Genomic DNA, 23,187 nt, shown 5'->3' on the forward strand with positions numbered 1-23,187 from the left:
CCGGCGCCGGCCGCTGCACAGCCGATCGCGCAGCGGCCGGTCACGCAGACGGCGCCGCCGCCGAAGATCGCGGAAATCTATCCGGGCCAGCCCGGTCCGCGCCGGGCCGTGGGCGCGCCGCAGGCCGTGGCCGGTCAGGCCGCCGCGCCGGCGGCCCAGACGCCGGGCGACATCACCCTGAATTTTGAGGATGCCGACATCCGGCAGGTGGCGCAGGCGGTGCTGCGCGACGTGCTCGGCGTCAACTACGTGATCGATCCGGACGTGCGCGGCACCGCGACCATCCGTACGGCGCGGCCGCTGAACCGCGATCAGGTGCTGCCGCTCCTGCAATCGGCCCTGCAATCCAACGGCGCCGGCCTGTTCACCCAGAACGGCATCTACCGCGTGGCGCTGCTGCAGAATGCCGGCACGGCGGGGCAGCCGGTGGCCGGCACCGCGCCCACCGCGCCGGGCATCGGCGGGCGGCCGCTCCAGGTCTTCCCGCTCCGCTATATCGGCGCCGAGGAGATGGCGAAGATCCTGCGCGGCACCTTGCCAGAGGATCGCATCGTGCATGCCGATCCGGGACGCAACGTGCTGGTGGTGCAGGGCTCCGCCGGCGAGCTTCGCCTCGCCGGCCAGACCGTCGACATCTTCGATGTCGACGCGATGAGCGAGCAATCCGTGCTGCTCGAATCCCTGCAATACGCCGACGTCGGCACCATGGTGTTCGAGCTCGAGAACCTGTTCGGCGGCAAGAACGGGCCGCTCACCGGCGCCGTCAAGTTCATCCCGATCGAGCGGCTCAACGCCGTCATGGTGATCGCCAAGCAGCCGCGCTATCTCGACGAGGCGCGGCAATGGATCGCGCGGCTCGACCGCACCCGCAATCAGGGCTCGCGCCGGCTCTACGTCTATTACGTGCAGAACGGCAAGGCCGCCGCCATCGCCGGCACCTTGCGGGGCATCTTCGGCGCCTCGCGCAACCCGTCGCCGACGACGACCGTACAGCGGGCTGCCGCCCGCGCCGGCGAGGCGCCGGCCGAAGGCGAGGAAGTCCGCCCGTCGGCGGCGCTCACCGCCCTCAACTCGGCCGCGGACGGCGAACAGGGCGTACGCATCATCGCCGACGAGGCGAACAACGCCGTGCTCGTCCTGGCCACCCCGCGCGACTACGAGAGCATCGAGGAAGTGCTGGCCAAGCTCGACCTCATGCCGCTGCAGGTGATCATCGACGCCTCGATCATCGAGGTCAGCCTGAACGACACGCTGCGCTATGGCGTGCAGTATTTCCTCTCCACCGGCGATATCGGTATCGCCAAGCACGGCTCCTCGCAGCTGACCATCGGCACGACCGAGGGATCGGTCGCCGTGCCGCTCTCCACCAGCACCTTCGGCGGTCCCGTGGCCGGCGGCTTCTCCTTCGTGATCGGCGGCGGCAACACGCGCGCCGTCATCGACGCGCTGTCCAACATCACCACCATCAACGTGGTGTCGAATCCGCAGGTGATGGTGCTCGACAATCAGACGGCCAAGCTGCAGGTCGGCGACGAAGTGCCGATCCTGACCCGCTTCATCGACACCACGCTCGCCGTCGATCCGCGCACGGTGAACTCGGTCGAGTACCGCCAGACCGGCGTGACGCTCGAAGTCATCCCGCGAGTCAACGTCTCGGGCCTCGTCACGCTCGAGATCGCGCAGGAAGTGTCCGACGTGACGCCGCCGGCCGTCGGCGCCGCCATCCAGTCGCCGACCATCCGTCAGCGGCGCATCCTTTCTTCGGTCGCCATCCGTTCCGGCGAAACCGTGGCGCTCGGCGGCCTGATCCGCGAGCAGAACCAGGTCGGCAATTCCGGCATCCCGATCCTGCACGAGATTCCGGTGCTCGGCTCGCTGTTCGGGCGCAAGATCAACGACGTGGCCCGCACCGAGCTGCTGGTCCTGATCACCCCGCGCGTCGTCCGCAACCAGCTGGAAGCGCGCGACGCGACGCTCGAGATGCGGCGCAAGTTCCAAGCCGTGCTGGCCCTGCAGGAGCGCGGCCCGGCGCCGACCCGCGAGCCGACGCCGCCCTGATTGCTCAGGCCGGCTCGCCGGCTTCGACCCAACGGCGGTATTCAGCCTTCACCGCGTCGCTCGGCGGATAGACTTCGAGCGTCGACCGGCCGCGCCGCACCTCCCGCGCGACGAAGCGCTCCACCCGCTCCTGCTCCAGCCCATCGCGCGCGATCTCCGCGGCCAGATGCTGCGGGATCACCACCACACCATCGGCGTCGGCGACGATCATATCGCCCGGGAAGACCGCCGCGCCGGCGCAGCCGACCGGCCGCTGCACCTCCACCGGATGCAGGTAGTTCATGCTGGCCGGCGCCACCGCGGCGGTCGCATAGACCGCGAGCCCGATCCCGGCGATCACGCCGGCATCGCGGATGGCGCCGTCGGTCACCACGCCGCCGACCTTTCGCACCACCAGCCGCTCCGCCAGGATGTCGCCGATGGTGCCGCAGCGCTGCTCGCCATCGGTCGCCATGACCAGGATGTGGCCGGGCGGGCATTCCTCGATGGCAAGGCGTTGCGCGGTCGGCGGCTCCCCCGGCTTGGGCGCCCCGCACAGATCTTCCCGGGCGGGGATATAGCGAAGCGTATAGGCAGGCCCGACCATGCGCGCGGCATCGGCGCCCCATGGCTTGAGCCCCGTCATCGCCCCGGTCCGGAAGCCGCGCTTCAGAAGCTGCATCGTGACGGTCGCGGTCGATACCTGGCGAAGCTGCTCGACGATCTCTCCCTGCATGCGGGATCCTCCCTCTTGCGCCGATCCGGCGGAGGCCTGATCGTGGGCGTCACAAGCACGGACCGTCAATGTGGGAGCGAGGAAACCCGATGCTGGGGCTGATGATGGACGAGCCGCTGCTGCTCTCCGGCCTGATCGAACATGCGGCACTCGCCCATGCCGAGACCGAGATCGTGGCCCGCACCGTCGAGGGCGATATCCACCGCTACACCTATGCCGACGCGCAGGCCCGAGCGAAGCGGCTGGCGCAGGCGCTGCGCCGGCTCGGCATGCGCGAAGGCGACCGGGTCGGCTCGCTCGCCTGGAACACGCACCGGCATTTCGAGATGTTCTACGGCGTCACCGGCATCGGCTCGGTGCTGCACACCATCAATCCCAGGCTGTACAACGACCAGCTCGTCTACATCATCAACCACGCCGAGGATCGGCTGCTGTTCTTCGATGCGGCGACGGCACCGACCGTCGAGGCGATCGCCGACCGCCTGACCACGGTCGAAGCCTTCGTGATGATGGCGCCGCCGGACCGCATGGGCGCCGCGCCGGGCCTGAAGAAGCCCGTGCTCTGCTCCGACGCGCTGCTCGCGGCCGAGAGCGGCGACCTCGCCTGGCCGCGCCTCGACGAGCGGAACGCCTCCTCGCTCTGCTACACCTCGGGCACCACCGGCAACCCGAAGGGCGTGCTCTATTCACACCGCGCCAACGTACTGCACACCATGATCGCCTGCGCGTTCGACTTCCTCGGCGGATCGAGGAACGGCGCGCAGGAGGTGATGATGCCGATGGCGCCAATGTTCCACGGCAATGCCTGGAACATGCCCTATCTCGCGCCCTATACCGGGTCGAAGCTGGTCTTCCCCGGCCGCGCCTACGAGCCGGACAAGCTCTACGAGCTGTTCGAGGGCGAAGGCGTCACCATCACGGCCGGCGTGCCGACCATGTGGCTGATCCTGCTCGATTGGCTGGAGCGCAACGGCCGGAAGTTCTCCACGCTCCGGTACGCGCTTTCCAGCGGCTCGGCGCCGCCGCGCTCCATCATCGAGCGGCTGGAGCGCGACTATGGCGTCGAGCTGTGCCAGGCCTGGGGCATGACCGAAGCCCTGACCGCCACGAAGCCGACCATGCGGCCGGGCAGCGCCGGCCTGCCCTTCGAGCAGCGCATGGATCGGCGGATGAAATCCGGGCGGCGCATGTACGGCGTCGAACTCAAGATCGTCGGCGACGACGGCAATCCGTTGCCGGCCGACGGCAAGGCGGTCGGCCATCTCCGCATCAAGGGCCCGTGGATCGCCTCAGGCTACTTCAAGGGCGAGGGCGGCGACGCGCTCGACGAGGCAGGCTGGCTGAAGACCGGCGACGTCGCCGTGCTGGACGCGCAAGGCCATGTCACCCTGACCGACCGCTCCAAGGACGTGATCAAGTCGGGCGGCGAATGGATCAGCTCGATCGAGATCGAGAACCTGGCCGTCGCCCATCCCGACGTGCTGGCGGCGGCGGTGATCGCGATCCCGCATCCGAAATGGCAGGAACGCCCGCTCCTGATCGTCAAGCGGCGCGAGGGCGGCACGGTGGATGCCGCGGGCCTGCTCGCCTTCCTCAAGCCCAGGCTCGCCAGCTGGTGGCTGCCCGATGCCGTCGAGTTTGTCGACGAGATGCCGGTCACCGGCACCGGCAAGATCCACAAGCTGACCTTGCGCGAGCAGTTCAAGGACTATCGTCCGCACGACGAGAAGGCAGTCAGCGCATGAGCGAAGCTCTGTTTCCGGGTTTCACGCGGCGGCGCATCGCCGTCGCCGGCAACGAGATCAACCTGATGCTGGGCGGCGGCGGCCCACCGGTCCTGCTGATCCACGGCTATCCTCAGACCCATGCCTGCTGGCATGCGATGGCGCCGGAACTCGCGAAGCGCTTCACGGTCGTCGCGCCCGATCTTCGCGGCTATGGCGACAGCGCGACCCCGCCCTCGGCCTCCGACCATCGCCCCCACTCCAAGCGCGCGATGGCGGCGGAGCTTGTCGAGGTGATGGCAGCACTGGGCTTCGCGCGCTTCGCCGTGGTCGGCCATGATCGCGGCGCGCGTGTCGCCTATCGCATGGCCTTCGATCATGCCGGCAAGGTCGCGCGCCTCTGCACGCTCGATGTCGTGCCGACGCATGCCATGTGGCAGGGCGTGAACAAGGCGTTCGCCACCAGCACCTATCACTGGTTCTTCCTGATCCAGCCGACACCCTTCCCGGAGCGGCTGATCGGCAGCGATCCGGAATATTTCATCCGCCACACGCTGGCGAGCTGGGCCAAACCCGGCTTCGCCTTCGACGAGCGCGCGATGGCGGAATACATTCGCGCCTTCCGTCGCCCCGAAGTCGTGCATGCCACCTGCGAGGATTACCGGGCCGGCGCCACCGTCGACGACCAGGACGATGCCGCCGATCTGAAAGCGGGCCGCAAGATCGCCTGCCCGCTGCTCGCACTTTGGGGCGAGCACAGCGGCTTCGCGAAGGGCGACCGCCTCGCGGTCTGGCGCAACTGGGCGAGCGATGTGCGGGGCGGCCCGATCGAAAGCGGCCACTTCCTGCCCGAGGAAGCGCCGCAGGCCACGCTCGCGCAGCTCCTGCCCTTCCTGGCGGAAGGCTGAGCGCGGATATTCTCTGCCACGTAATTGAGAGAGGGCGGCGATCGCGGTCTCCTGTCAGCGTCAAGCCAAAGGAGACCATGCCATGTCGTTCTTCCGCCCCGGTCTCGAGATCGACGAGACGCTGAACCAGTCCCGGCTAGAAGCCGAGCCGGTGCCGGCAAGCCTTTGGGCGCGTGCGACGGTGTTCCTCGCCGTCTGGGCCGAACGGCGTGCGGCGCGGATCGCATTGTCGGGCCTCGATGCGCGGACCTTGCGCGACATCGGCCTCACCCGCACCATGGTCGACTTCGAGTTGAGCCAGCCGAACTCGCGGCCGATCCGTGATCCCCGCCGATAGACGAAGGCCCGCTCCGCCAAAGGCGGAGCGGGCCTTCGTCTACGCCGCGTATTCCGCGTAGCCGTTGTTCAGCACCATGACGTCGCGCTCCACCACCTTGCAGCGGAACGCCGCCTTGCCGGCGCCTTCCTTCCAGACCTCGGTGCGGATCGTCTCGCCGGGATAGACCGGGGAGGAGAACCGCACGTCCATCTGCTTCAGCTTGGCCGGGTCGTAGCCGCAGAGCAGTTTCAGGATGGCATGGCCGGCAATGCCGTAGGTGCAGAGACCGTGCAGGATCGGCTGCTTGAAATTCGCCGACTTCGCCACATCGGGATCCGCATGCAGCGGATTGTAGTCGCCGGACAGGCGGTAGATCAGTGCCGCCTGCGGCACCGAGGTGATGTCGGTGGTGAGATCGGGCGTCCGTTCGGGGATCGCATGGACCGACTTCTTCGGGCCGGCCGGCCCGCCGAAGCCGCCATCCGCCCGGGCGAAGGTGGTGCTCTGGCTCGCCGCCAGCACCTCGCCGGACTTCTTGTCGATGATCTCGCGCTCCGAATACATCAGCGCGCCCTTACCCGGACCGTTATCGATGATGTCGACGATCCGGGTGCGGCCGATCACCGTGCCTTCCGCCGGCAGCGGCTTGAACACCTTCAAGCCCTGCTCGCCATGCAGCACCTGCTTCCAGTCGATGCCGCTATCCGGGTTCTTCACCCAGAAACCCGGGCTGCCCAGCACCACGGCCATGGTCGGCAGCGCCTTCAGCCCGTCCTCGTAGACGAAGCGGAGCTGGCCCCGATCCATCGGGTCGGCGCCGAAGCCGAGGCCGAGCGCATAGAGCATCGTGTCGCGCTGGGTATATGTGTGCACGACGTCGTCGAACTTGCGATTCTTCAGTTTCTGATAGTCGATCGCCATGAGACCGCCCTCCTCCGCTCAGAGCGGCTCCCAGTTGAACACGTCGGCGGAGCGGTCGAGCGGATAGAAGCTCGACTTGAAGCCGGGCAGCACGGTGTCGGCGATCGCCTTCGGTGACCAGCCGTCGCCCTTGTGCGCGGTGCGCAGCGGCCGGTTCTGGCTGAACAGGATGATTTCGTCCTTGCGCACGCCGAAGATCTGGCCGGACACGTCCTTCGCCGCGTCGGAGGCGAGGAACACCACGATGGGTGCGATCTTCGCCGCCGTCATGGTGTTCTGGATGCGCTCGACGCGGGCCTTCTCTTCCGGCGTGTTGGTCGGAATGGTGCCGATCAGACGCGACCAGGCGAAGGGCGAGACGCAGTTCGAGCGCACGCCGAACCGCGCCATGTCGAGCGCGATCGACTTGGAGAGGCCGATGATGCCCATCTTCGCCGCCGCGTAGTTCGCCTGGCCGAAATTGCCGATCAGGCCGGAGGTCGAGGTGAAGTGGACATAGGAGCCGGAATTCTGCTCCTTGAAATAGTTCGCCGCGGCTTTCGACATGTAGAACGAGCCGTTCAGATGCACGTCGATCACGGCGCGCCAGTCGACCACGCTCATACGGTGGAAGATGCGGTCGCGCAGGATGCCGGCATTGTTCACCACGCAGTCGATACGGCCGAAAGTGTCGACCGCCTGCTTGATGATGCGCTCCGCCGCCGCCGGGTCGGCGACGCTGTCGCCGCTGACGACGGCCTGGCCACCCGCCTTCTTGATGGTGTCGACAACTTCCTGCGCCGGGGTCAGGTCCTGGCCCTCGCCCTCGGCCGAGCCGCCGAGATCGTTGACCACCACCTTGGCGCCTTCGCGCGCCGCCAGAATGGCGATCTCGCGGCCGATGCCGCGGCCCGCGCCGGTGACCACGATCACCTTATCCTTGACCATATTGTCGCCGCTCATGGGTTTGTTCTCCCTAGTTGTTTTGGTGCTTTGAAGGGCGGCACCTTAGCCACGCCCTCGGCCGCCAGCAACAGCGGCACCGGCGGGCAAGATTTCCGTAGCGTCAATGGGAACCCGACCTGCTGCGTCGCGTTTGAGCAGCCGACGGACGTGGTTGATTCCGCCGGAACGACTCCTATCTTTGACGTCGCCGGGCTCGTTTCCGGCCGCGGCAATTTGACGACAGCAGCTTGCGCCGCGTCACCAAACGCTAAAGCGCCACGAAGGGGATTCGTGGGTTCTCGAGCGAGCAGAATGGAGAGCACGATGCTGCACGTTTCGAACGTCCCCCACCCTATCTCGGAACATCGCATTCGAATGTGTACGGGCTGTCGCTGACGCGGCCGATGGGCGCGCATGCCGTGCCCGTTCTCACGCATGTCATCAATCGACGCTAGTCAATGCCGGGCAGGCTCCGGCGGTTGAGGGTTTCATGTCCGAGGCATTCGTTATCGAGGTGGATGGTGAGGCGCTCGGCCTCGCGGTGCGTGACGGTCGCCGCTTTCGCTTCATCTCCAGCCAGCCGCTGCTGCAACAGATCGATCGCAAGCTCTACCCCTCGCTCCGCGCCTTGCGCAGCGCCGCGACCGAGGTCTATCGGTCGCTGACCGCAGGCCGACGCCGACCGGGCCTGATCCGCGCCTTCTGATCCGCGGCGGCGAAGGGCCGCCGAAATCAGATCTCGCTGAAGCCGCCGCCGCGACCCTTGCCGCCGGCGAAGCGGGTCGCGCCGGCGCGCGCCTCGCTGCGAAGCGGTTGCACGCCGCCGGCGCCTTCCGCGACCAGCGCGTCGCGCAGATCGCGGTCCCATTGCTCATAGGCGGAGCGGCGATCCGCCTTCAGACAGATCTGCGGGAAGCGGGCGATCTCTCGGGCATACGTTTCCGCCGCCGCGCGCGCCTCGCCCGCCGCCACCTTGCGGTTGGCAAGACCCATGACGAGCGCCTCATCGGCACCGACCGGGCGCCCGGTCAGGATCATGTCGAGCGCCCGGCCCTGCCCGATGATGCGCGGCAGGCGCACCGTGCCGCCATCGATCAGCGGTACGCCCCAGCGCCGGCAGAACACGCCGAAGGTCGCCGTCTCCGACGCGATGCGGATGTCGCACCAGAGCGCAAGCTCGAGCCCGCCCGCAACCGCGAAACCCTCGACCGCGGCGATCACCGGCTTGGCGAGCAGCCGCCGCGTCGGCCCCATCGGACCTTCGCCCGCCGGGTCGGACTCGCCCGTCGTGCCGCTGGCCGAGACCTGCTTCAGGTCATAGCCGGCGCAGAAATTGCCGTCAGCGCCGGTCAGCACGGCGGCGAGCTGATCCGGATCGCGGTCGAAGGCATCGAAGGCGTCGCGCAGCAGCACCGCCGTCTCGGCGTCGACGGCATTGCGCCGCTCCGGCCGGTTGATGATCACCGTGGTCACCGGCCCGTCCCGCTCGACCAGCACCTTCATGGCTTGCCCTCCCTTGCTTGGCAGGGAGGATGCTAGACCGCCTTGGGCGTCATGCGCAGCCCGACGCCGACCCGATTCATCATGTTCATATTGGCGATGGCGAAGGTGAGATCGGCGATCTCCTTCTCGGAGAAATGCGCCGCCAGCGGCTCGTAATCGGCATCCGGCGCGGCGGTCCGGTCGATCCGCGTCAGGCTCTCGGCCCAGGCCAGCGCCGCGCGCTCCCGCTCGCTGAAGAAAGGCACCTCGCGCCAGGCCGCCAGGCAGTCGAGTCGCTGCTGCTTCTCACCCATCTTGCGCAGCTCCCGGCAATGCAGGTCCAGGCAATAGGCGCAGCCGTTGATCTGCGACACGCGCAGGTTCACCAACTCGATCAGCTCGCGCGCCAGGCCGCATTCCTGCAGATAGCCGTGCACCGCCCGGAGCGCCTTGGTGCCGTCGGGCGCCACCGCGGCGAATTGAACCCTTCTCTTCATCCGACACCTCCGTGGGGATCCGACCAGCGGACGACGCAGCCCGGCCATTCGTGACAGCACGTTGTCCTACGGGCACGCGCCTTGCATTCTGAGTACAAAGCAAGCCTGTCGTTCATCGAGGAGCAAATCGTGGCCCGTATCGCCATTGCCGGCTTTCTGCACGAGACCAACACTTTCGCCCCCGGCACCACCGGATATGCCGATTTCCAGGCCCGCACCATGGCCGGCATGATGCGCGGCGCCGAGATGCTGCAGAATCCGAAATTCCCGATGGCGACCGGCGGGTTCATCGCCAGGGCGCAGGCGGCCCGGCATGAGCTGTTCCCGATCCTCTGGTGCTTCGCCGAGCCCGGCGGCTACGTCACCGCCGCCGCGTTCGAGCGCATCGCCGGCGAGATCATCGCGTCGCTCGCCGCCAACGGCCCCTTCGATGCCGTCTATCTCGACCTGCACGGCGCCATGGTGACGACCGAGCACGACGATGCGGAGGCCGAGATCCTGCGCCGCGTCCGCGCCGTGGTGGGCGACATCCCCGTGGTCAATTCGCTCGACCTGCATGGCAATATCGGCGACGGCATGCTCACGCACGCCGACGCCATGGTGGCCTACCGGACCTATCCGCATGTCGACATGCGCGCCACCGGAGAGCGTGCCTTCCGCCTGATCGAGGCCCTGCTCGCCGGCCCGCCGCTCGCCAAGGCGATGCGCACGCTGCCCTTCCTGCTGCCGATCCATCGTCAGAGCACCTTCACCGAGCCCTGCAAGTCGATCTACGAGGCGCTCGAGAAGCTCGAGGCCGATGATCCCGACATCGCCTCGATGTCCTTCCTGCCCGGCTTCCCGCTCGCCGACATCCCGATGTGCGGCGCCGTCGTGCTGGCCTACGGAAAGTCGCAAGCGGCGGTGGACCGTGCCGCCGACGAGCTGGCGGCGCTCATCAACAGCCAGGAGGCCGCGTTCGAACCTGGGCTGAAGACGCCGGCCGAGGCGGCCAAGCTCGCCTTCGGCTATGCCGGCAACCGCTCGATGATCCTGGCCGATATCCAGGACAATCCCGGCGCCGGCGGCACCGGCGACACGGTCGGCATCATCGAGGCGCTGGTGGCGCAGAAGGTGCCGGACGCCATCGTCGCCATCCTCGCCGATCCGGAGAGCGCGGCGAAAGCGCATGCGGCCGGCATCGGCGCCACGGTGACGCTCGATCTCGGCGGCAAGACGGTGCCCGGCCAGAAGCCGTTCCGCACCGAGGCGGTGGTGGAGCAGCTCGCGGAAGGGTCGTTCGCCCTCACCGGGCCGATGCTGGGCGGGTTGACCTCCGATCTCGGCAAGGTCGCGCGGATACGCATCGGCGGCGTCCGCGTCGTCGTTTCCTCGGCCCGCACGCAATGCAATGATCAGGATTATTTCCGCCATGCCGGCATCGAGCCGAAGGACCACAAGATCATCGTGGTCAAGAGCTCGAACCACTACCGCGCCGATTTCCAGCCGCTCTCGGATGCGATCGTCGAAGTGGCGGCGCCGGGCGCCTGCGACATGAACCCGGCCAACCTGCCCTGGACCAAGCTGCCGGAAGGCCTGCGCCTCTACGGCAACGGCCCGGCCTGGAAGCGCCCCTGAAGCGAGGCTGACCTACTCCGCCGCCCGCGCGAGATCGCCGTAGAGGCGGCGGGCGTTGTCGCGCGTCATGTAGCCCTCGGCAAGGTCGCGCTCTATCAGCTCGCGCCGGCGGCGTTCCGGCGGCCCGTAGCCGGCGCCGCCGCCGCAGATCAGGCTGACCACGTCGCCCTTCTCCAGGGTCGCGCGGTCCTTCGATTTCAGGCGGAAGGTCCGGTCGCCGCGCTTCACCTCGCACGCGCCCGGCATGCCGGGCTCGCCGCCAAACAGGCCGTCGGGCGCAATGCGGAAGCGGTCGGCATAGAGATTGAGCTCCACGCCATCCTTCAATACCTCGTAGCGGCGGACGAAGCCGAGGCCGCCGCGGGTCGCGCCGGCCCCGAAGGAATCCGGGATCAGCGAATACTCGAGCACCCGGACGAAATCGTGGTCCATGTCGAGGCTCTCGATCGGCGCATTGGCGCAATTCGAAAGCGGACCGTCGACCCCGTCGCAGCCATCCACCGTCGGCGAGGCGCCATAGCCGCCGCCGAACACCTCCAGATAGATCTTGTAGCCGTTCGGCCCGAGATGGCTGAACGCGCCGACATAGGTGGTGTCGTTGCCGCAGGCGATCACCTTGTCCGGCACCACCTGGGCCAGCGCCTTCATCACCGCGTTCCAGACGCGATAGCCCGCTTCCATGCGGGCCCGCACCGGGGCCGGATGCCGCGGGTTGAGCAGCGAGCCATATGGCGCCGTCACCTTGATCGGCCGCTTCAGGCCTTCGTTGAACGGGATGTCGGGGCTGGTCAGCACCGCCTTTACGCAGGAGAGCGCCGCCGAGATGGTCGAGGAATACGGGCAGTTCAGGTTGCGCTGCACCTGATCGCAGGTGCCGGCGAAATCGATCTCGATCTCCTCGTCCTTCACCGTCACCTTGGCCTTGATGACGAGCGGCGTGTCGGTGATGCCGTCGTCGTCGATCGCGTCCTCGCCGAGATAGACGCCGTTCGGCACCGCGCGCAGCGCGGCGCGCACGCGCCGCTCCGAATAGTCGAGCAGCTCGGCCATCACCGCCTCGACCGTGGCGACCCCGTATTTCCGGCACAGCTCGTGCACCCGCCCGGCGCCGGTATTGTTCGCGGCGAACTGGGCGTTGAGGTCGCCGATGGTCTGGTCGGGCACGCGGATATTGGCGGCGACCAGGCGCTGGAACATGCCCCTCTCGCCCCAATCGCGCATGCTGTAGCGGGACGGCGGAATGCGGAAGCCCTCCTGGTAGATATCGGAGGCCAGGCTGTTCAGCCCCGGCGCGCCGCCGCCGAGATCGAGGTGATGCGCCGTGGTGGCGCCGAAGCCGACCACCTGTCCGTCCACGAAGATCGGCGTGAAGACGAAGATGTCCGGCAGGTGCTGGCCGCCCTCGAACGGATCGTTGTTGATGTAGAAATCGCCCTCGGCCAGCTGGTCGACCGGATAGAGCGCGGCACAGGCTTTGAACGTCGTCGCCATCGGGCCGAGCTGCATCGGGATCAGCTCCGCCTGCGCCACCACGTTGCCATGCCGGTCCAGGATGGCGGCCGAGCAGTCGCGCGCCTCGCGCACGATGGTCGAATAGGCGGACCGGATCAGCTTGGCGCCCATCTCGCGCGCGGCCGCGATCAGCGACTGGCTGATCACCGCATAGTCGACCGGATCGACGTTCTTCATCAGGCAACCCTCCGGAGGACCAGATTGTACCACTGGTCGACCTCCCCGCCCCAGCCCTCGGGGACGTAGATGGTGGAGGTCGAATCCTCGAGCAGAAGCGGCCCCGCCACCTTGCCGCCGAGCGGGATCGAGGCGCGCGCCTTGACCGGGCAGTCGAAGGTCCGCTTGCGCTCGGTCACCACGGCCGTCTCGGCGATGTCGCCGACCGATTCCGGCGAGGCGATGGTTGGCAGCGCCTCCAGCGGCAGCGCGGCGCCGAGCCGGAACGCCACAATCTCGATCCGCTTGCGCCCCGCCGCGCCGTGACGATAGAGCCGCTCGTGTGCCGCCTCGAACAGATCGCCGATCTCGGCGACGGTCAGCTTGTCGAGCCGGTCGAGCGGCAGCACCACGGGCACCTCGAAAGCCTGGCCGACAAAGCGCATCTCGGCCGTCACGTCGAATTTCGGGTTGCCCTCGATGCCGATCTCCTGGAAGCGCTGCGCCGCCCGCGCCTGCATCTCGGCGACCGCGGCGCGGATCTCGTCCTCGACGCCGGGCTTGAGCTCGATCCGCCGCGTCGCCGTCTCGTGATGCACATAGTCGGCGGCGAGCAGGCCGTAGGCCGAGATCACGCCGGCACAGGGCGGCACCAGGATGGTGCGGATGCCGAGATCCTCGGCGATGCGCGCCGCGTGCAGCGGCCCGGCGCCGCCGAAGGGCAGCAGCGCGTAGTCGCGCGGGTCGTGTCCACGCTCGGTGGAGACGATCTGGATGGCACGGACGATATTGGCCTCGGCGATGCGGATGGCGCTGTCGGCCACCTCCTCCAGCGACATGCCGAAGCGGCTCGCCAGCTCGGCGAACACGCTGCAGGCCTTGTCGCGCTCGATGGTCATGCGGCCGCCGAGAAAGGCCTTCGGCCGGATGGTGCCGCGGATCACATGCGCATCGGTGACCGATGGCAGCGTGCCGCCGCGGCCATAGCAGGCCGGTCCCGGATCGGCGCCGGTCGAGCGCGGCCCGGCGCGCAGCATGCCGCCGTCGTCGACCCAGACCACGCTGCCGCCGCCGGCCCCGACCGAGACGATGTCGAGCACCGGCGTGCGCACCGGCAGGCCGTCGATCTCGGTCTCGCTGGCAAGCTGCGGCTCGCCGTCGACCACCAGGCAGACATCGGTCGAGGTGCCGCCCATGTCGAAGGTGATCAGGTTGCGGTAGCCCGCCCGGGCGGCGAGCCGCGCCGCGCCGGTGGCGCCGGCCGCCGGGCCGGAGAACAGCGCGGTCACCGCGTTGCGCTTCATGCCCTCGGCCGGGGTGCGCCCGCCGGAGGACTGCATGATGGAGAACTTGCCGTGGAATCCGGCGCCCTTGAGCTTGCCCTCGAACCGCTCCAGATAGCGGGCGATCACCGGCTGCACATAGGCCGCCAGTACCGTCGTCGATGCCCGCTCGTATTCGCGGAACTCGCGCGCCACGTCCGAAGAACAGGTGACCAGCAGGTTGGGCAGCTTCGAGCGGATCAGCTCGGCGACCCGCGCCTCATGCGCCGGATTGGCATAGGCGTTGAGCAGGCAGACCGCCACCGCGTCATAGCCGGCCTGGGCCAGCGGGCCATCGGCCAGCCGCATGACGGACACTTCGTCCAGCGCCGTCTCCACCATGCCGTCGGCGAGGATGCGCTCGCGCACCTCGAAGCAGTCGCGCCGCGGCGCCAGCGAGGCCGGCTTCTGATAGGAGAGATCGTAGATCGAGCGGCGGTCGTGCCGCTGCAGGCCGAGCACGTCGCGGAATCCCTGCGTCGTGATGAAGGCGATGCGTGCGCCCTTGCGCTCCAGCACCGCGTTGGTGGCGACGGTCGAGCCGTGCACAAGGTCGTCGATGCGGTCGATCGGCACGGCGCCGGCGACCAACGCGTTGTAGGCGCCTTCGTCCGGGCTTCGCGGCACGCTCGGCACCTTGCCGACGATCACCTTGCCGCCTTCCACCGCCACCAGGTCGGTGAAGGTGCCGCCCACCTCGACGCCGGCTCTCAGCATTCGCAACTCCTCGAAACGAAACCGGCGGCCCGAAGGCCGCCGGCGTCAGTTCACTCGGATGTCAGCTCTTCTTCAGCAGCGGACATTCGCTTTCCGCCGCCGGGCGGAAGGCCTCTTCGCCCGACACCGTTTGCAGGTGCTTGTAGTAATCCCACGGGCCCTTGGACTCGCTCGGGGCCTTGACCTGGAACAGGTGGAACGGACGCATCACCCGGCCATCCTCGCGGATCTTCACGTCCTTGGCGTAGAAGCTGTTGATCGGCATCTCGCGCATCTTCGCCGCCACCTTCACCGGATCGTCGGTGCCGACTGCCTCGATCGCCTTGAGGTAATGCAGGGTCGATTCGTAGTCGCCCGCATTCAGCATGTTCGGATACAGCTCCTTGCCGCCCGGCATCTGCTTGCGCCGCTCGGCGAAGCGCTTGGCGAACTTGCGCGTCTCGTCCGTCATGTCCCAGTAGAAGGATTCGCTCAGCACCAGGCCCTGCGAGGTCTTCAGACCGAGCGCATGGATATCGGTGATGAAGACGAGCAGACCGGCGAGACGCTGGCCGCCGGCAACGATGCCGAATTCCGACGCCTGCTTGATCGAATTGATGGTGTCGCCGCCCGCGTTGGCGAGCCCGACGACCTTCGCCTTCGAGGCCTGCGCCTGCAGCAGGAAGGACGAGAAGTCGGAGGTCGAGAGCGGATGCCGCACGCCGCCCAGAACCTTGCCGCCGCCGTTCTTCACGAAGGCCGTGACATCGCGCTCCAGCGCATGGCCGAAGGCATAGTCCGCCGTCAGGAAGAACCAGCTGTCGCCGCCGGACTTCACCGTGGCCGAGCCCGTCACCTTCGCCAGCGCATAGGTGTCGTAGACCCAATGGAAGCCGGTCGGCGAGCAGGCCTTGCCGGTCAGGTCGGACGAGGCCGCGCCGGTATTGATGTCGAGCTTGCCGCGCTCCTTGGCCATCGCGCGGATGGCGAGGCCGACCGACGAGGTGCCGACGCCCTGCGCCAAGTCGAGCTTGTCGACATCCCACCACTGCCGCACGACGTTCGATGCGATGTCGGGCTTGTTCTGGTGATCGGCGTACATCACCTGGATCGGCTTGCCGAGCACCTTGCCGCCGAAATCCTCGACGGCCATCTGGACCGCGAGCAGGCTCGAATTGCCAACGAGGTCGGCATAGAGGCCGGAGAAATCCTGAATGACGCCGATCTTCACGGCATCATCGGAGATCTGAGCCTGAGCAACTTGAACCTGGGCGGCAGACGCGATGGCAAGCGCCCCCACTGCGCCCAGCAGAGACTTACGCATATTGGACATCCTCCCTAGACTAACGCGCGGCATATTGGCGGCTCGGTCCCGCAATAGCAATCAAAGGGCGCTGCCTAACTATTCGGCACTGTTCTCTCGGCTCGACTACACTTTTCCGCGCACGGCCATGAAGCGCTCGCGCACCACCGGCGGCAGACCCTGCGGATCCACCGGAATACCGAATTTCTGCATGTTGTGGCTGTGGCAGAGCTGGTGCAGCGAGAATGCCTGCAGCATGCCGAGCCGGCGGCCCATATGGTCCTGGCACTGGTTCACCGCCTCCTTGGTGACCTTCAGCGCGAAGGACGGCTTGCGGGCGATCTTCTCGGCCATCGCCAGAACGGCCTGCGCGAGCTCCGCCCGCGGCACCACCTGGTTCACCATGCCGAGCGCCTTCGCCTCCGCCGCGCTCAGCCAGTCGGAGGTGAACAGCCATTCCTTCGCCTTGCGCACGCCGACTTCCCAGGGGTGGTTGAAGAACTCGACGCCGCAGACGCCCATCTCCAGCACCGGATCGCGGAACTCCGCATCGTCGCTCGCCACGATCAGGTCGCAGGCCCAGGCCAGCATCAACCCGCCGGCGATGCACTTGCCCTGCACCTGGGCGATGGTCGGCTTGGGCAAGTTGCGCCAGCGTTCGGTCATGCCGATGTAGATTTCCTGCTCGCGCGCCATGCGCCCCTCCGCGCCGTCGCAGTCGAAGCCGCACCAGGTGCCGACCACCGGATAGTCGCGCCAGGTCTTGCCGCCATCGCCGGTCAGGTCGTGCCCGGCGGAGAAATGCGGATCGCTGCCGGCAAGGATGATCACCTTCACCTGGTCGTCCTGCGCCGCGCGGTCGAAGGCGGCGTTCAGGTCGTAGGTCAGCTGCAGGTTCTGCGCATTGCGCTCCTTCGGCCGGTTCATGGTGATGCGCGCCACCGCGGGCAGCGGCATGTCGTAGGTGACGGTCTCGTAGCTGCGCTCGGTCATTGGTCATCTCCTCCGTTCTCGTTGGCCTGAGGCTAGCACCGCGCAGGCGCTATGATCGACACGGGCCGTCGGGCTTCGGGGAGGAAGACATGCGGATCGTGGCGATCGAGGACCTGCATTGCGATGCCGGCTGGCGCGTCTGGTCGTTCCTCAAGGTGGTGACCGACCAGGGCGTGGTCGGCTGGTCGGAATACAACGAGAGCTATGGCAGCAAGGGCCTCACCGCCGTCATCCGCAAGCTCGCCGATCCGCTGATCGGCCTCGACCCGCGCCCGGTCGAGCGCATCACCGCCATGCTCTATGCCCGCACGCGGCAGGCGCCCGGCGGGTTGATCGCCCAGGCGATCGCCGCGATCGAGAACGCGCTGGTCGACGTCAAGGCGAAGGCGCTCGGCATCTCCGTCGCCGAATTGCTCGGCGGGCCGGTGCGTGAGCGGCTCCGGCTCTACTGGTCGCATTGCGGCTCCTACCGCCTCAACCATGCCAAGGTGATGGGCACCGCCCCGCTCGGCAGCCTCGCCGACGTCAAGGCCCTCGGCGCCGAGGTGCGGGAGAAGGGCTTCGGCGCGCTCAAGACCAACATCTTCATGTTCGACGGCGACGCACCCCATATGCATCAGCCCGGCTTCACCAACGGCGAGGGCTGGCCGGAGCTGAATGTCGACCGCCGGCTGCTCCGCATCATCAGCGCCGAGCTCGCTGCCTTCCGCGACGGCGCCGGCCCGGACATGGACCTGCTGCTCGACCTGAACTTCAACTTCAAGACCGAGGGCTATCTCGAAGTGGCGCGGGCCGCTGCGCCCTTTGGCCTGATGTGGCTCGAGATCGACAGCTTCGACCCGGCCGCGCTCGCCACCATCCGCGGCCGCGCGCCGATGCCGATCGCGTCGTGCGAGAGCCTGTTCGGCCGGCGCCAGTTCCGGCCCTATCTCGATCGCCAGTCGATGGACGTCGCCATCGTCGACGTGCCGTGGAACGGCATCCTCGAGAGCATGAAGATCGCCGCCATGGCCGAGGCCTACGAGGTCAACGTCGCGCCGCACAACTTCTATGGCCACCTCTCCACCATGATGAGCGCGCATTTCTGCGCCGCCATCGCGAATTTCCGCATCATGGAGATCGATATCGACGACGTGCCCTGGAAGGACGAAGTCGTGACCCCGGCGCCGACAATCGAACGAGGCCACCTTATCCTGCCGGACCGGCCCGGCTGGGGCGTCGAAGTGGACGAGAAGGCCGTGAAGGCCCATCCGCCCAAGCTCTAAGCGGCCGTTCATCTTAAGCGATACACAACTTTCTCGGTGTTAAGCAGTCGGTTTCCCCGTCGCCGGCTCGCCTACGGCGGCCGCGGGCAATGTTACTGGGAGGCTCTATAACGTGTTGGCAAAATTCACGAATCTGTCCATTCGCGCGCGCATCGGCACCGGATTCGGCATCGTCCTTGCCTTGCTGGTCGCCGCCGGGGTGACGGCCGTGATCGGCTTCGCCGGCATCGGCACGACGGTCCGCGATTACCGCCACGTGGTCGATACCAGCGCCCGCCTGCAGCGCGTCGAGCGCAACGTGATCGACCTGCTGCGCAACGGCGTGGTGGTGGTCACGTCGGGCAGCGAGGAGGCCTATGAGCGCGCCCGCGCGCTGACCAAGTCGATCCAGGAAGATCTCAAGACCATCCAGACCGCCACCGCGTCGGAAGAGCATCTCAAGCTGATGCAGCAGATGCTGGAGATCAATCAGCGCTACAGCGAAGCCTTCGACAAGGTGTTCCAGCTGCGCAAGTCGCGCGAGGGCATCATGACTGCCGAGGCGGAGCCCGTCGCCGCGTCGGCATTCCGCGACATCGCAGAGGTGGTCGAGAGCGCGACCAAGGGCGAGGACTTCAAGGGCGCCAACCTTGTGCGCAAGGCGCAGGAGCAATTCCTGCTGGCTCGCACCAGCCTGATGCAGCTGCTCGCCGACAACAGCATGAAGCATGCCAAGGCGGCCGAGCAGCACGTGGCGGACTTCGTCAAGCTGGCGACCGAGGCCGGCGCCGGCCTCAAGTCGACCGACGACCAGACCACGCTCGAACTCGCCGTGGTGATGATCGACAGCTACGCCAACACGGTGCAGAAGATCGCCAATACCAGCCAGGAGATGGACCGCGCGCTGAACGGCACCATGGCGACGGAGGCGGCCGAGCTCGCCAACATCGCCCAGGCCCTGCTGGCGGCTCAAACGATGGAGATGGAATCGCTGACGGCCGGCGTCGACAGCAACGTCGCCGGCAGCCGCAACCTGAATATCGGCATCAGCGTCGCCGCCGTCCTCCTCGGCGCGCTTGCCGCCTTCTACATCGCCAACGGCCTGGCGCGCCCGATCGTCGACATGACGACGGCGATGGGCCGCCTCGCCGACAAGGACTGGCAGACCGAGGTGCCGGCGCGCGACCGCCGCGACGAACTCGGCCGCATGGCCGCCGCCGTCGAGGTGTTCAAGCAGGCCGGCATCGAGAATGAGCGTCTGCAGGCCGAGGCCGAGGCCGCCCGCCAGCAGCAGGAGGTCGAGCGCGAGGAGTCCCGCCGCCGGCAGGAAGCCCAGGCCGCCGAGGCCCAGGCCACCTTGGAGGAGCGGTTGCGCGAGACCGAGGAATCGATGCGCAAGTCGGAAGCCGAGAGCAGCGCCGCGCGCGCCGCCGCGCGCGCCGAGGCCGAGGCCAAGCGCAAATCCGAGATGCAGGCGCTGGCCGACGCGTTCGAGGCCTCGGTCAAGCAGGTGGTGCAGACCGTGGGCGGCGCCGCGGGCCAGGTGCAGTCGAGCTCCTCCGCCCTGACCGCGACCGCCGACGAGGCGAACAGCCAGGCGGCGACCGTCGCTGCCGCCTCCGAGCAGGCCACCGCCAATGTGCAGACCGTCGCCGCGGCGACCGAGGAGCTGGCCGCCTCGATCAACGAGATCGCCCGCCAGGTGGCGCAATCGGCCGAGATGGCCGAACGCGCGACCGATCGCGCCCGCGCCACCGGCGCCACCGTCGACGGCCTCGCCCAGGCGGCGAGCAAGATCGGCGAGGTGGTCAGCCTAATCACCCAGATCGCCAGCCAGACCAACCTGCTCGCGCTCAACGCGACGATCGAGGCGGCCCGCGCGGGCGAAGCCGGCAAGGGCTTCGCCGTGGTGGCCTCGGAAGTGAAGAACCTCGCCAATCAGACGGCGAAGGCGACCGACGAGATCGCCCGCCAGATCCAGGCCGTGCAGGGCGCGACCCAGGAAGCGGTGGGCGCGATCCAGGGCATCGGCAAGACCATCGAGGAGATCAACCAGATCGCCACCACCATCGCTTCGGCGGTGGAGGAGCAGACCTCGGCGACCAAGGAGATCAGCCGCAACGTGCAGGAGGCCGCCGCCGGCACTCAGGAGGTCTCGCGCAACATCACCGGCGTCACCCAATCGGCCTCCGAGACCGGCCATGCGGCGTCGCAGATGAAGAGCGCCGCCGATGAGCTGTCGCGCCAGGCCGATGTGCTCGGCGCCGAGGTGGACAGCTTCGTGGCCCGCATCCGCGCCGCCTGATCGGTTAATTGCGCGGTTTTGTTTAGATTCGTCTATGGTTGTGGTCGCCAGATCAAGGTCAATAAAATCAATGGATTGCACCCGCTCCGCCGGGCCTCCTGGCCGGCAGGATTAATCGGGCCACAACCATTCGGCTGATAAGCCTGATCCGTTCGAGACGCACGCGGTGGTAGCAACCGGCGAAGCCCGGGCCGCGGCAAGCGTCGGCTTCGGAGGGCGCGCACCTTGTTGGCACAGTTCAATAATCTTTCCATCCGCACGCGCATCGTCACCGGTTTCGCCACCATCCTGGTGCTGCTCGCCGCCGCCGGCGGCATGTCGGTATTCGGCTTCACCAGCGTGCGGACGACGGTCGGCGAGTACGAGGCGACGGTCGGCACCACCGTCCGCATCCTGGAAGTCGAGCGCAACGTGGTCGATCTGCGCCGCAACGCCGCGCTCTTCGTCGATACCGGCGATGAGGGGCCGTACGGCAAGGCGCAGCAGCTCGCCTCCAAGATGCGGCGCGATCTCGAGGCGGCAATCGAGGCCGCCACCGCCGAGGAGATGCGCGCCGAGCTCGGCAAGATGCTCGCCGCCAACAAGAAGTTCAGCGAGACCTTCGAGGATGCGGTGATGCTGCGCCGGCTGCGCGACGCCGTGGTCAACGACGAGCTCGGCCCTGACGCGACCGACATCAGCAAGATCCTGGCCGGTGTGCTGGAGCGCTCGCTGCTGGCCGAGGACTACAAGGGCGCCGCCGCCGTCGGCGTGGCGCAGGAAGCGTTCCTGACCACCAGCGTCGCCGTGATGAATTATCTGCTGCTCGGCGAGGCGAAGTTCGTCAAGGCGGTCGAGGAGCAGCTGCCGAATTTCGACCGTCAGGCCAAGACCGCCCTCGCCCAGCTCGTCTCCGAAGACGAGAAGAAGCAGGTCGAGCAGGTGATCGCCATGGGCACGAAATACGGCGAGAGCTTCAAGACGCTGGTCAGCACGACCGACGAGATGAACGGCCTGATCAACGACACCATGGCCAAGATGGCCGCCGAGCTCGCCAGCATGAGCGAGAAGATGAAGCAGGCGGAGGCCCAGCACATGGAGGCGCTGACCGCCGGCGTCGGCTCCACCATCATGAAAAGCCGCAATGCCAGCCTTGCCATCTCCGGCTTCGCCATCGTTCTCGGCGCGCTGGCGGCGATCTTCATCGCGACCGGCCTGGCGCGTCCGATCGTGGCGATGACGGCGGCGATGGGCCGGCTGGCCAACAAGGAATGGGAGACCGAGGTGCCGGCGCGCGACCGCAAGGACGAGGTCGGCCAGATGGCCGCTGCGGTCGAGGTATTCAAGCAGGCCGGCATCGAGAACGAGCGGCTGCAGGCGGATGCCGAGACGTCGCGGCGTCAGCAGGAAGCCGATCGCGAGGAATCTCGCCGGCACCAGGAAGCGCAGGCCGCCGAGGCCAAGGCGACCCTGGAGCGCCGCCTGCGGGAGACCGAGGAGGCGATGCGCAAGGCCGAGGCCGAGCGCGCCGCCGAGCAGGAGCGGGTGCGGCGCGAGGCGGAGGCCAAGCGCAAGGCCGACATGAACAGCCTCGCCGATGCCTTCGAGGCATCCGTCAAGCAGGTGGTGCAGACCGTGGGCTCGGCCGCGACCGAGGTGCAGGCGAGCTCCGTCGCCATGGCTTCGACCGCCGACGAGACCAACAGCCAGGCGACCGTGGTCGCCGCCGCTTCCGAGCAGGCCACGGCGAACGTGCAGACCGTCGCCTCGGCGGCAGAGGAACTTGCCGCGTCGATCAACGAGATCGGCCGCCAGGTGGCGCAATCGGCGACCGTCGCCGCGCAGGCGACCGAGCGTGCCCGTGCGACCGGGTCGACCGTGGACGGCCTCGCCCAGGCCGCCAACAAGATCAACGAGGTGGTCAACCTGATCAACAACATCGCCAGCCAGACCAACCTGCTCGCACTGAACGCGACCATCGAAGCGGCCCGCGCCGGGGAAGCCGGCAAGGGCTTCGCGGTCGTCGCCAGCGAGGTCAAGGCGCTGGCCAATCAGACCGCCAAGGCAACGGAGGAAATCGCCCGCCAGATCGGCGCCGTGCAGGGCGCCACCCAGGAGGCCGTCGCGGCCATCCAGGGCATCGCGAAGACGATCGAGGAGGTGAACCAGATCGCCACCTCGATCGCCTCGGCCGTCGAGGAGCAGACCTCGGCGACCAAGGAGATCAGCCGCAACGTGCAGGAGGCGGCCACGGGTACGCAGGAGGTCACGCGCAACATCTCCGGCGTCACCCAGGCCGCTTCCGAAACCGGCCAGGCCGCCGGCCAGATGAAGGGCGCGGCCGACGAGCTTTCCAGGCAGGCCGAGACGCTGTCGACCGAGGTCGACAGCTTCATCGCCCGCATCCGCGCCGCTTAACCTCCCCCTCCCCACCGACCCCGCGACGGCGCGCCCATCGACAGGGCGCGCCGTTTCGCGTGTGATGGGCGGCGACAAGCCGCCCTGGAGGAGG

Annotated in this window: 18 protein-coding genes; 9 read left to right on the plus strand and 9 right to left on the minus strand. The window is 67.8% G+C overall.

The window, feature by feature from the left end; translation table 11 throughout:
- On the plus strand, positions 1–2,058 hold a 2,058-nt coding region (gspD, locus tag DT074_RS23170), incomplete at its 5' end, for a type II secretion system secretin GspD (RefSeq protein WP_119422242.1).
- A gap of 4 nt (positions 2,059–2,062) precedes the next feature.
- Here gspD and DT074_RS23175 read toward each other — a convergent pair.
- Positions 2,063–2,773 (minus strand): RraA family protein, encoded by a 711-nt coding sequence (locus DT074_RS23175; RefSeq protein WP_119422243.1) that lies wholly within the window; start codon positions 2,771–2,773, stop codon positions 2,063–2,065.
- Positions 2,774–2,862: 89 nt separating this feature from the next.
- Between DT074_RS23175 and DT074_RS23180 the strand changes: the two genes are divergently transcribed.
- The 3 genes from DT074_RS23180 (at position 2,863) to DT074_RS23190 (ending at position 5,742) form a co-directional block, all read left to right on the plus strand.
- Positions 2,863–4,518 carry a long-chain fatty acid--CoA ligase gene (locus DT074_RS23180; protein ID WP_119422244.1) on the plus strand — a complete coding sequence of 552 codons (1,656 nt, stop codon included), beginning with the start codon at positions 2,863–2,865 and terminating at the stop codon, positions 4,516–4,518.
- Complete coding sequence (locus tag DT074_RS23185) at positions 4,515–5,405, plus strand: alpha/beta fold hydrolase (RefSeq protein ID WP_119422245.1); 891 nt, start codon at positions 4,515–4,517, stop codon at positions 5,403–5,405. The genes DT074_RS23180 and DT074_RS23185 overlap by 4 nt, the downstream gene beginning before the upstream one ends.
- A gap of 82 nt (positions 5,406–5,487) precedes the next feature.
- Entirely contained in the window at positions 5,488–5,742 is a 255-nt protein-coding gene (locus tag DT074_RS23190; RefSeq protein ID WP_119422246.1) for a DUF1127 domain-containing protein, read from the plus strand.
- A 39-nt stretch (positions 5,743–5,781) separates the two neighbouring features.
- Here DT074_RS23190 and DT074_RS23195 read toward each other — a convergent pair whose 3' ends face one another.
- A complete protein-coding gene (locus DT074_RS23195) occupies positions 5,782–6,645 on the minus strand; it encodes a MaoC/PaaZ C-terminal domain-containing protein (protein ID WP_119422247.1) in 864 nt (287 codons plus the stop codon).
- Positions 6,646–6,663: 18 nt separating this feature from the next.
- Positions 6,664–7,587, minus strand: coding sequence for an SDR family NAD(P)-dependent oxidoreductase (locus DT074_RS23200; RefSeq protein WP_368744864.1), 924 nt, complete (start codon positions 7,585–7,587; stop codon positions 6,664–6,666).
- 472 nt (positions 7,588–8,059) lie between these two features.
- On the opposite strand from DT074_RS23200, the gene DT074_RS23205 reads away from it, so the two are divergent.
- Positions 8,060–8,275, plus strand: a complete 216-nt coding sequence (locus DT074_RS23205; protein WP_119422248.1) for a hypothetical protein — start codon at positions 8,060–8,062, stop codon at positions 8,273–8,275.
- A 26-nt stretch (positions 8,276–8,301) separates the two neighbouring features.
- Here the strand turns inward: DT074_RS23205 and DT074_RS23210 are convergent, their stop codons facing one another.
- Together DT074_RS23210 and DT074_RS23215 are read right to left on the minus strand one after the other, a co-directional pair.
- Positions 8,302–9,072 carry a crotonase/enoyl-CoA hydratase family protein gene (locus DT074_RS23210; RefSeq protein WP_119422249.1) on the minus strand — a complete coding sequence of 257 codons (771 nt, stop codon included), beginning with the start codon at positions 9,070–9,072 and terminating at the stop codon, positions 8,302–8,304.
- Between the two features lie 32 nt (positions 9,073–9,104).
- Positions 9,105–9,548, minus strand: a complete 444-nt coding sequence (locus DT074_RS23215; protein ID WP_119422250.1) for a carboxymuconolactone decarboxylase family protein — start codon at positions 9,546–9,548, stop codon at positions 9,105–9,107.
- A gap of 129 nt (positions 9,549–9,677) precedes the next feature.
- Here DT074_RS23215 and DT074_RS23220 point away from each other — a divergent pair, with 129 nt between their 5' ends.
- Positions 9,678–11,165 carry a M81 family metallopeptidase gene (locus tag DT074_RS23220; protein WP_119422269.1) on the plus strand — a complete coding sequence of 496 codons (1,488 nt, stop codon included), beginning with the start codon at positions 9,678–9,680 and terminating at the stop codon, positions 11,163–11,165.
- Positions 11,166–11,177: 12 nt separating this feature from the next.
- On the opposite strand, the gene DT074_RS23225 is transcribed toward DT074_RS23220, so the two are convergent.
- The 4 genes from DT074_RS23225 to DT074_RS23240 form a co-directional block, all read right to left on the minus strand.
- Entirely contained in the window at positions 11,178–12,854 is a 1,677-nt protein-coding gene (locus tag DT074_RS23225) for a hydantoinase B/oxoprolinase family protein (protein ID WP_119422251.1), read from the minus strand.
- Positions 12,854–14,872, minus strand: coding sequence for a hydantoinase/oxoprolinase family protein (locus DT074_RS23230; RefSeq protein ID WP_162915134.1), 2,019 nt, complete (start codon positions 14,870–14,872; stop codon positions 12,854–12,856). The genes DT074_RS23225 and DT074_RS23230 overlap by 1 nt, the downstream gene beginning before the upstream one ends.
- A 61-nt stretch (positions 14,873–14,933) precedes the next feature.
- Positions 14,934–16,175 (minus strand): ABC transporter substrate-binding protein, encoded by a 1,242-nt coding sequence (locus tag DT074_RS23235; protein WP_119422271.1) that lies wholly within the window; start codon positions 16,173–16,175, stop codon positions 14,934–14,936.
- Between the two features lie 105 nt (positions 16,176–16,280).
- Positions 16,281–17,147 carry an enoyl-CoA hydratase gene (locus DT074_RS23240; RefSeq protein WP_119422252.1) on the minus strand — a complete coding sequence of 289 codons (867 nt, stop codon included), beginning with the start codon at positions 17,145–17,147 and terminating at the stop codon, positions 16,281–16,283.
- Between the two features lie 89 nt (positions 17,148–17,236).
- On the opposite strand from DT074_RS23240, the gene DT074_RS23245 reads away from it, so the two are divergent.
- The 3 genes from DT074_RS23245 to DT074_RS28605 all read left to right on the plus strand — a co-directional run bounded on the left by DT074_RS23245 (position 17,237) and on the right by DT074_RS28605 (position 23,093).
- On the plus strand, positions 17,237–18,412 hold the full coding sequence (locus DT074_RS23245) for a mandelate racemase/muconate lactonizing enzyme family protein (RefSeq protein WP_119422253.1): 1,176 nt from the start codon (positions 17,237–17,239) through the stop codon (positions 18,410–18,412).
- A gap of 112 nt (positions 18,413–18,524) precedes the next feature.
- A complete protein-coding gene (locus DT074_RS23250) occupies positions 18,525–20,696 on the plus strand; it encodes a methyl-accepting chemotaxis protein (RefSeq protein WP_119422254.1) in 2,172 nt (723 codons plus the stop codon).
- Positions 20,697–20,924: 228 nt separating this feature from the next.
- Positions 20,925–23,093 carry a methyl-accepting chemotaxis protein gene (locus DT074_RS28605; RefSeq protein WP_119422255.1) on the plus strand — a complete coding sequence of 723 codons (2,169 nt, stop codon included), beginning with the start codon at positions 20,925–20,927 and terminating at the stop codon, positions 23,091–23,093.
- The last annotated feature ends 94 nt before the right edge of the window (positions 23,094–23,187 follow it).

This window comes from Desertibaculum subflavum (assembly GCA_003576705.1).
Lineage (GTDB): Bacteria > Pseudomonadota > Alphaproteobacteria > Ferrovibrionales > Ferrovibrionaceae > Desertibaculum > Desertibaculum subflavum.

Bases quoted from the DNA above. Each gene is read 5' to 3' on its own strand.
- DT074_RS23175 (WP_119422243.1), bottom strand. From the start codon at position 2,773: ATGCAGGGAGAGATCGTCGAGCAGCTTCGCCAGGTATCGACCGCGACC.
- DT074_RS23180 (WP_119422244.1), top strand. From the start codon at position 2,863: ATGCTGGGGCTGATGATGGACGAGCCGCTGCTGCTCTCCGGCCTGATC.
- DT074_RS23185 (WP_119422245.1), top strand. From the start codon at position 4,515: ATGAGCGAAGCTCTGTTTCCGGGTTTCACGCGGCGGCGCATCGCCGTC.
- DT074_RS23190 (WP_119422246.1), top strand. From the start codon at position 5,488: ATGTCGTTCTTCCGCCCCGGTCTCGAGATCGACGAGACGCTGAACCAG.
- DT074_RS23195 (WP_119422247.1), bottom strand. From the start codon at position 6,645: ATGGCGATCGACTATCAGAAACTGAAGAATCGCAAGTTCGACGACGTC.
- DT074_RS23200 (WP_368744864.1), bottom strand. From the start codon at position 7,587: ATGAGCGGCGACAATATGGTCAAGGATAAGGTGATCGTGGTCACCGGC.
- DT074_RS23205 (WP_119422248.1), top strand. From the start codon at position 8,060: ATGTCCGAGGCATTCGTTATCGAGGTGGATGGTGAGGCGCTCGGCCTC.
- DT074_RS23210 (WP_119422249.1), bottom strand. From the start codon at position 9,072: ATGAAGGTGCTGGTCGAGCGGGACGGGCCGGTGACCACGGTGATCATC.
- DT074_RS23215 (WP_119422250.1), bottom strand. From the start codon at position 9,548: ATGAAGAGAAGGGTTCAATTCGCCGCGGTGGCGCCCGACGGCACCAAG.
- DT074_RS23225 (WP_119422251.1), bottom strand. From the start codon at position 12,854: ATGAAGAACGTCGATCCGGTCGACTATGCGGTGATCAGCCAGTCGCTG.
- DT074_RS23230 (WP_162915134.1), bottom strand. From the start codon at position 14,872: ATGCTGAGAGCCGGCGTCGAGGTGGGCGGCACCTTCACCGACCTGGTG.
- DT074_RS23235 (WP_119422271.1), bottom strand. From the start codon at position 16,175: ATGCGTAAGTCTCTGCTGGGCGCAGTGGGGGCGCTTGCCATCGCGTCT.
- DT074_RS23240 (WP_119422252.1), bottom strand. From the start codon at position 17,147: ATGACCGAGCGCAGCTACGAGACCGTCACCTACGACATGCCGCTGCCC.
- DT074_RS23245 (WP_119422253.1), top strand. From the start codon at position 17,237: ATGCGGATCGTGGCGATCGAGGACCTGCATTGCGATGCCGGCTGGCGC.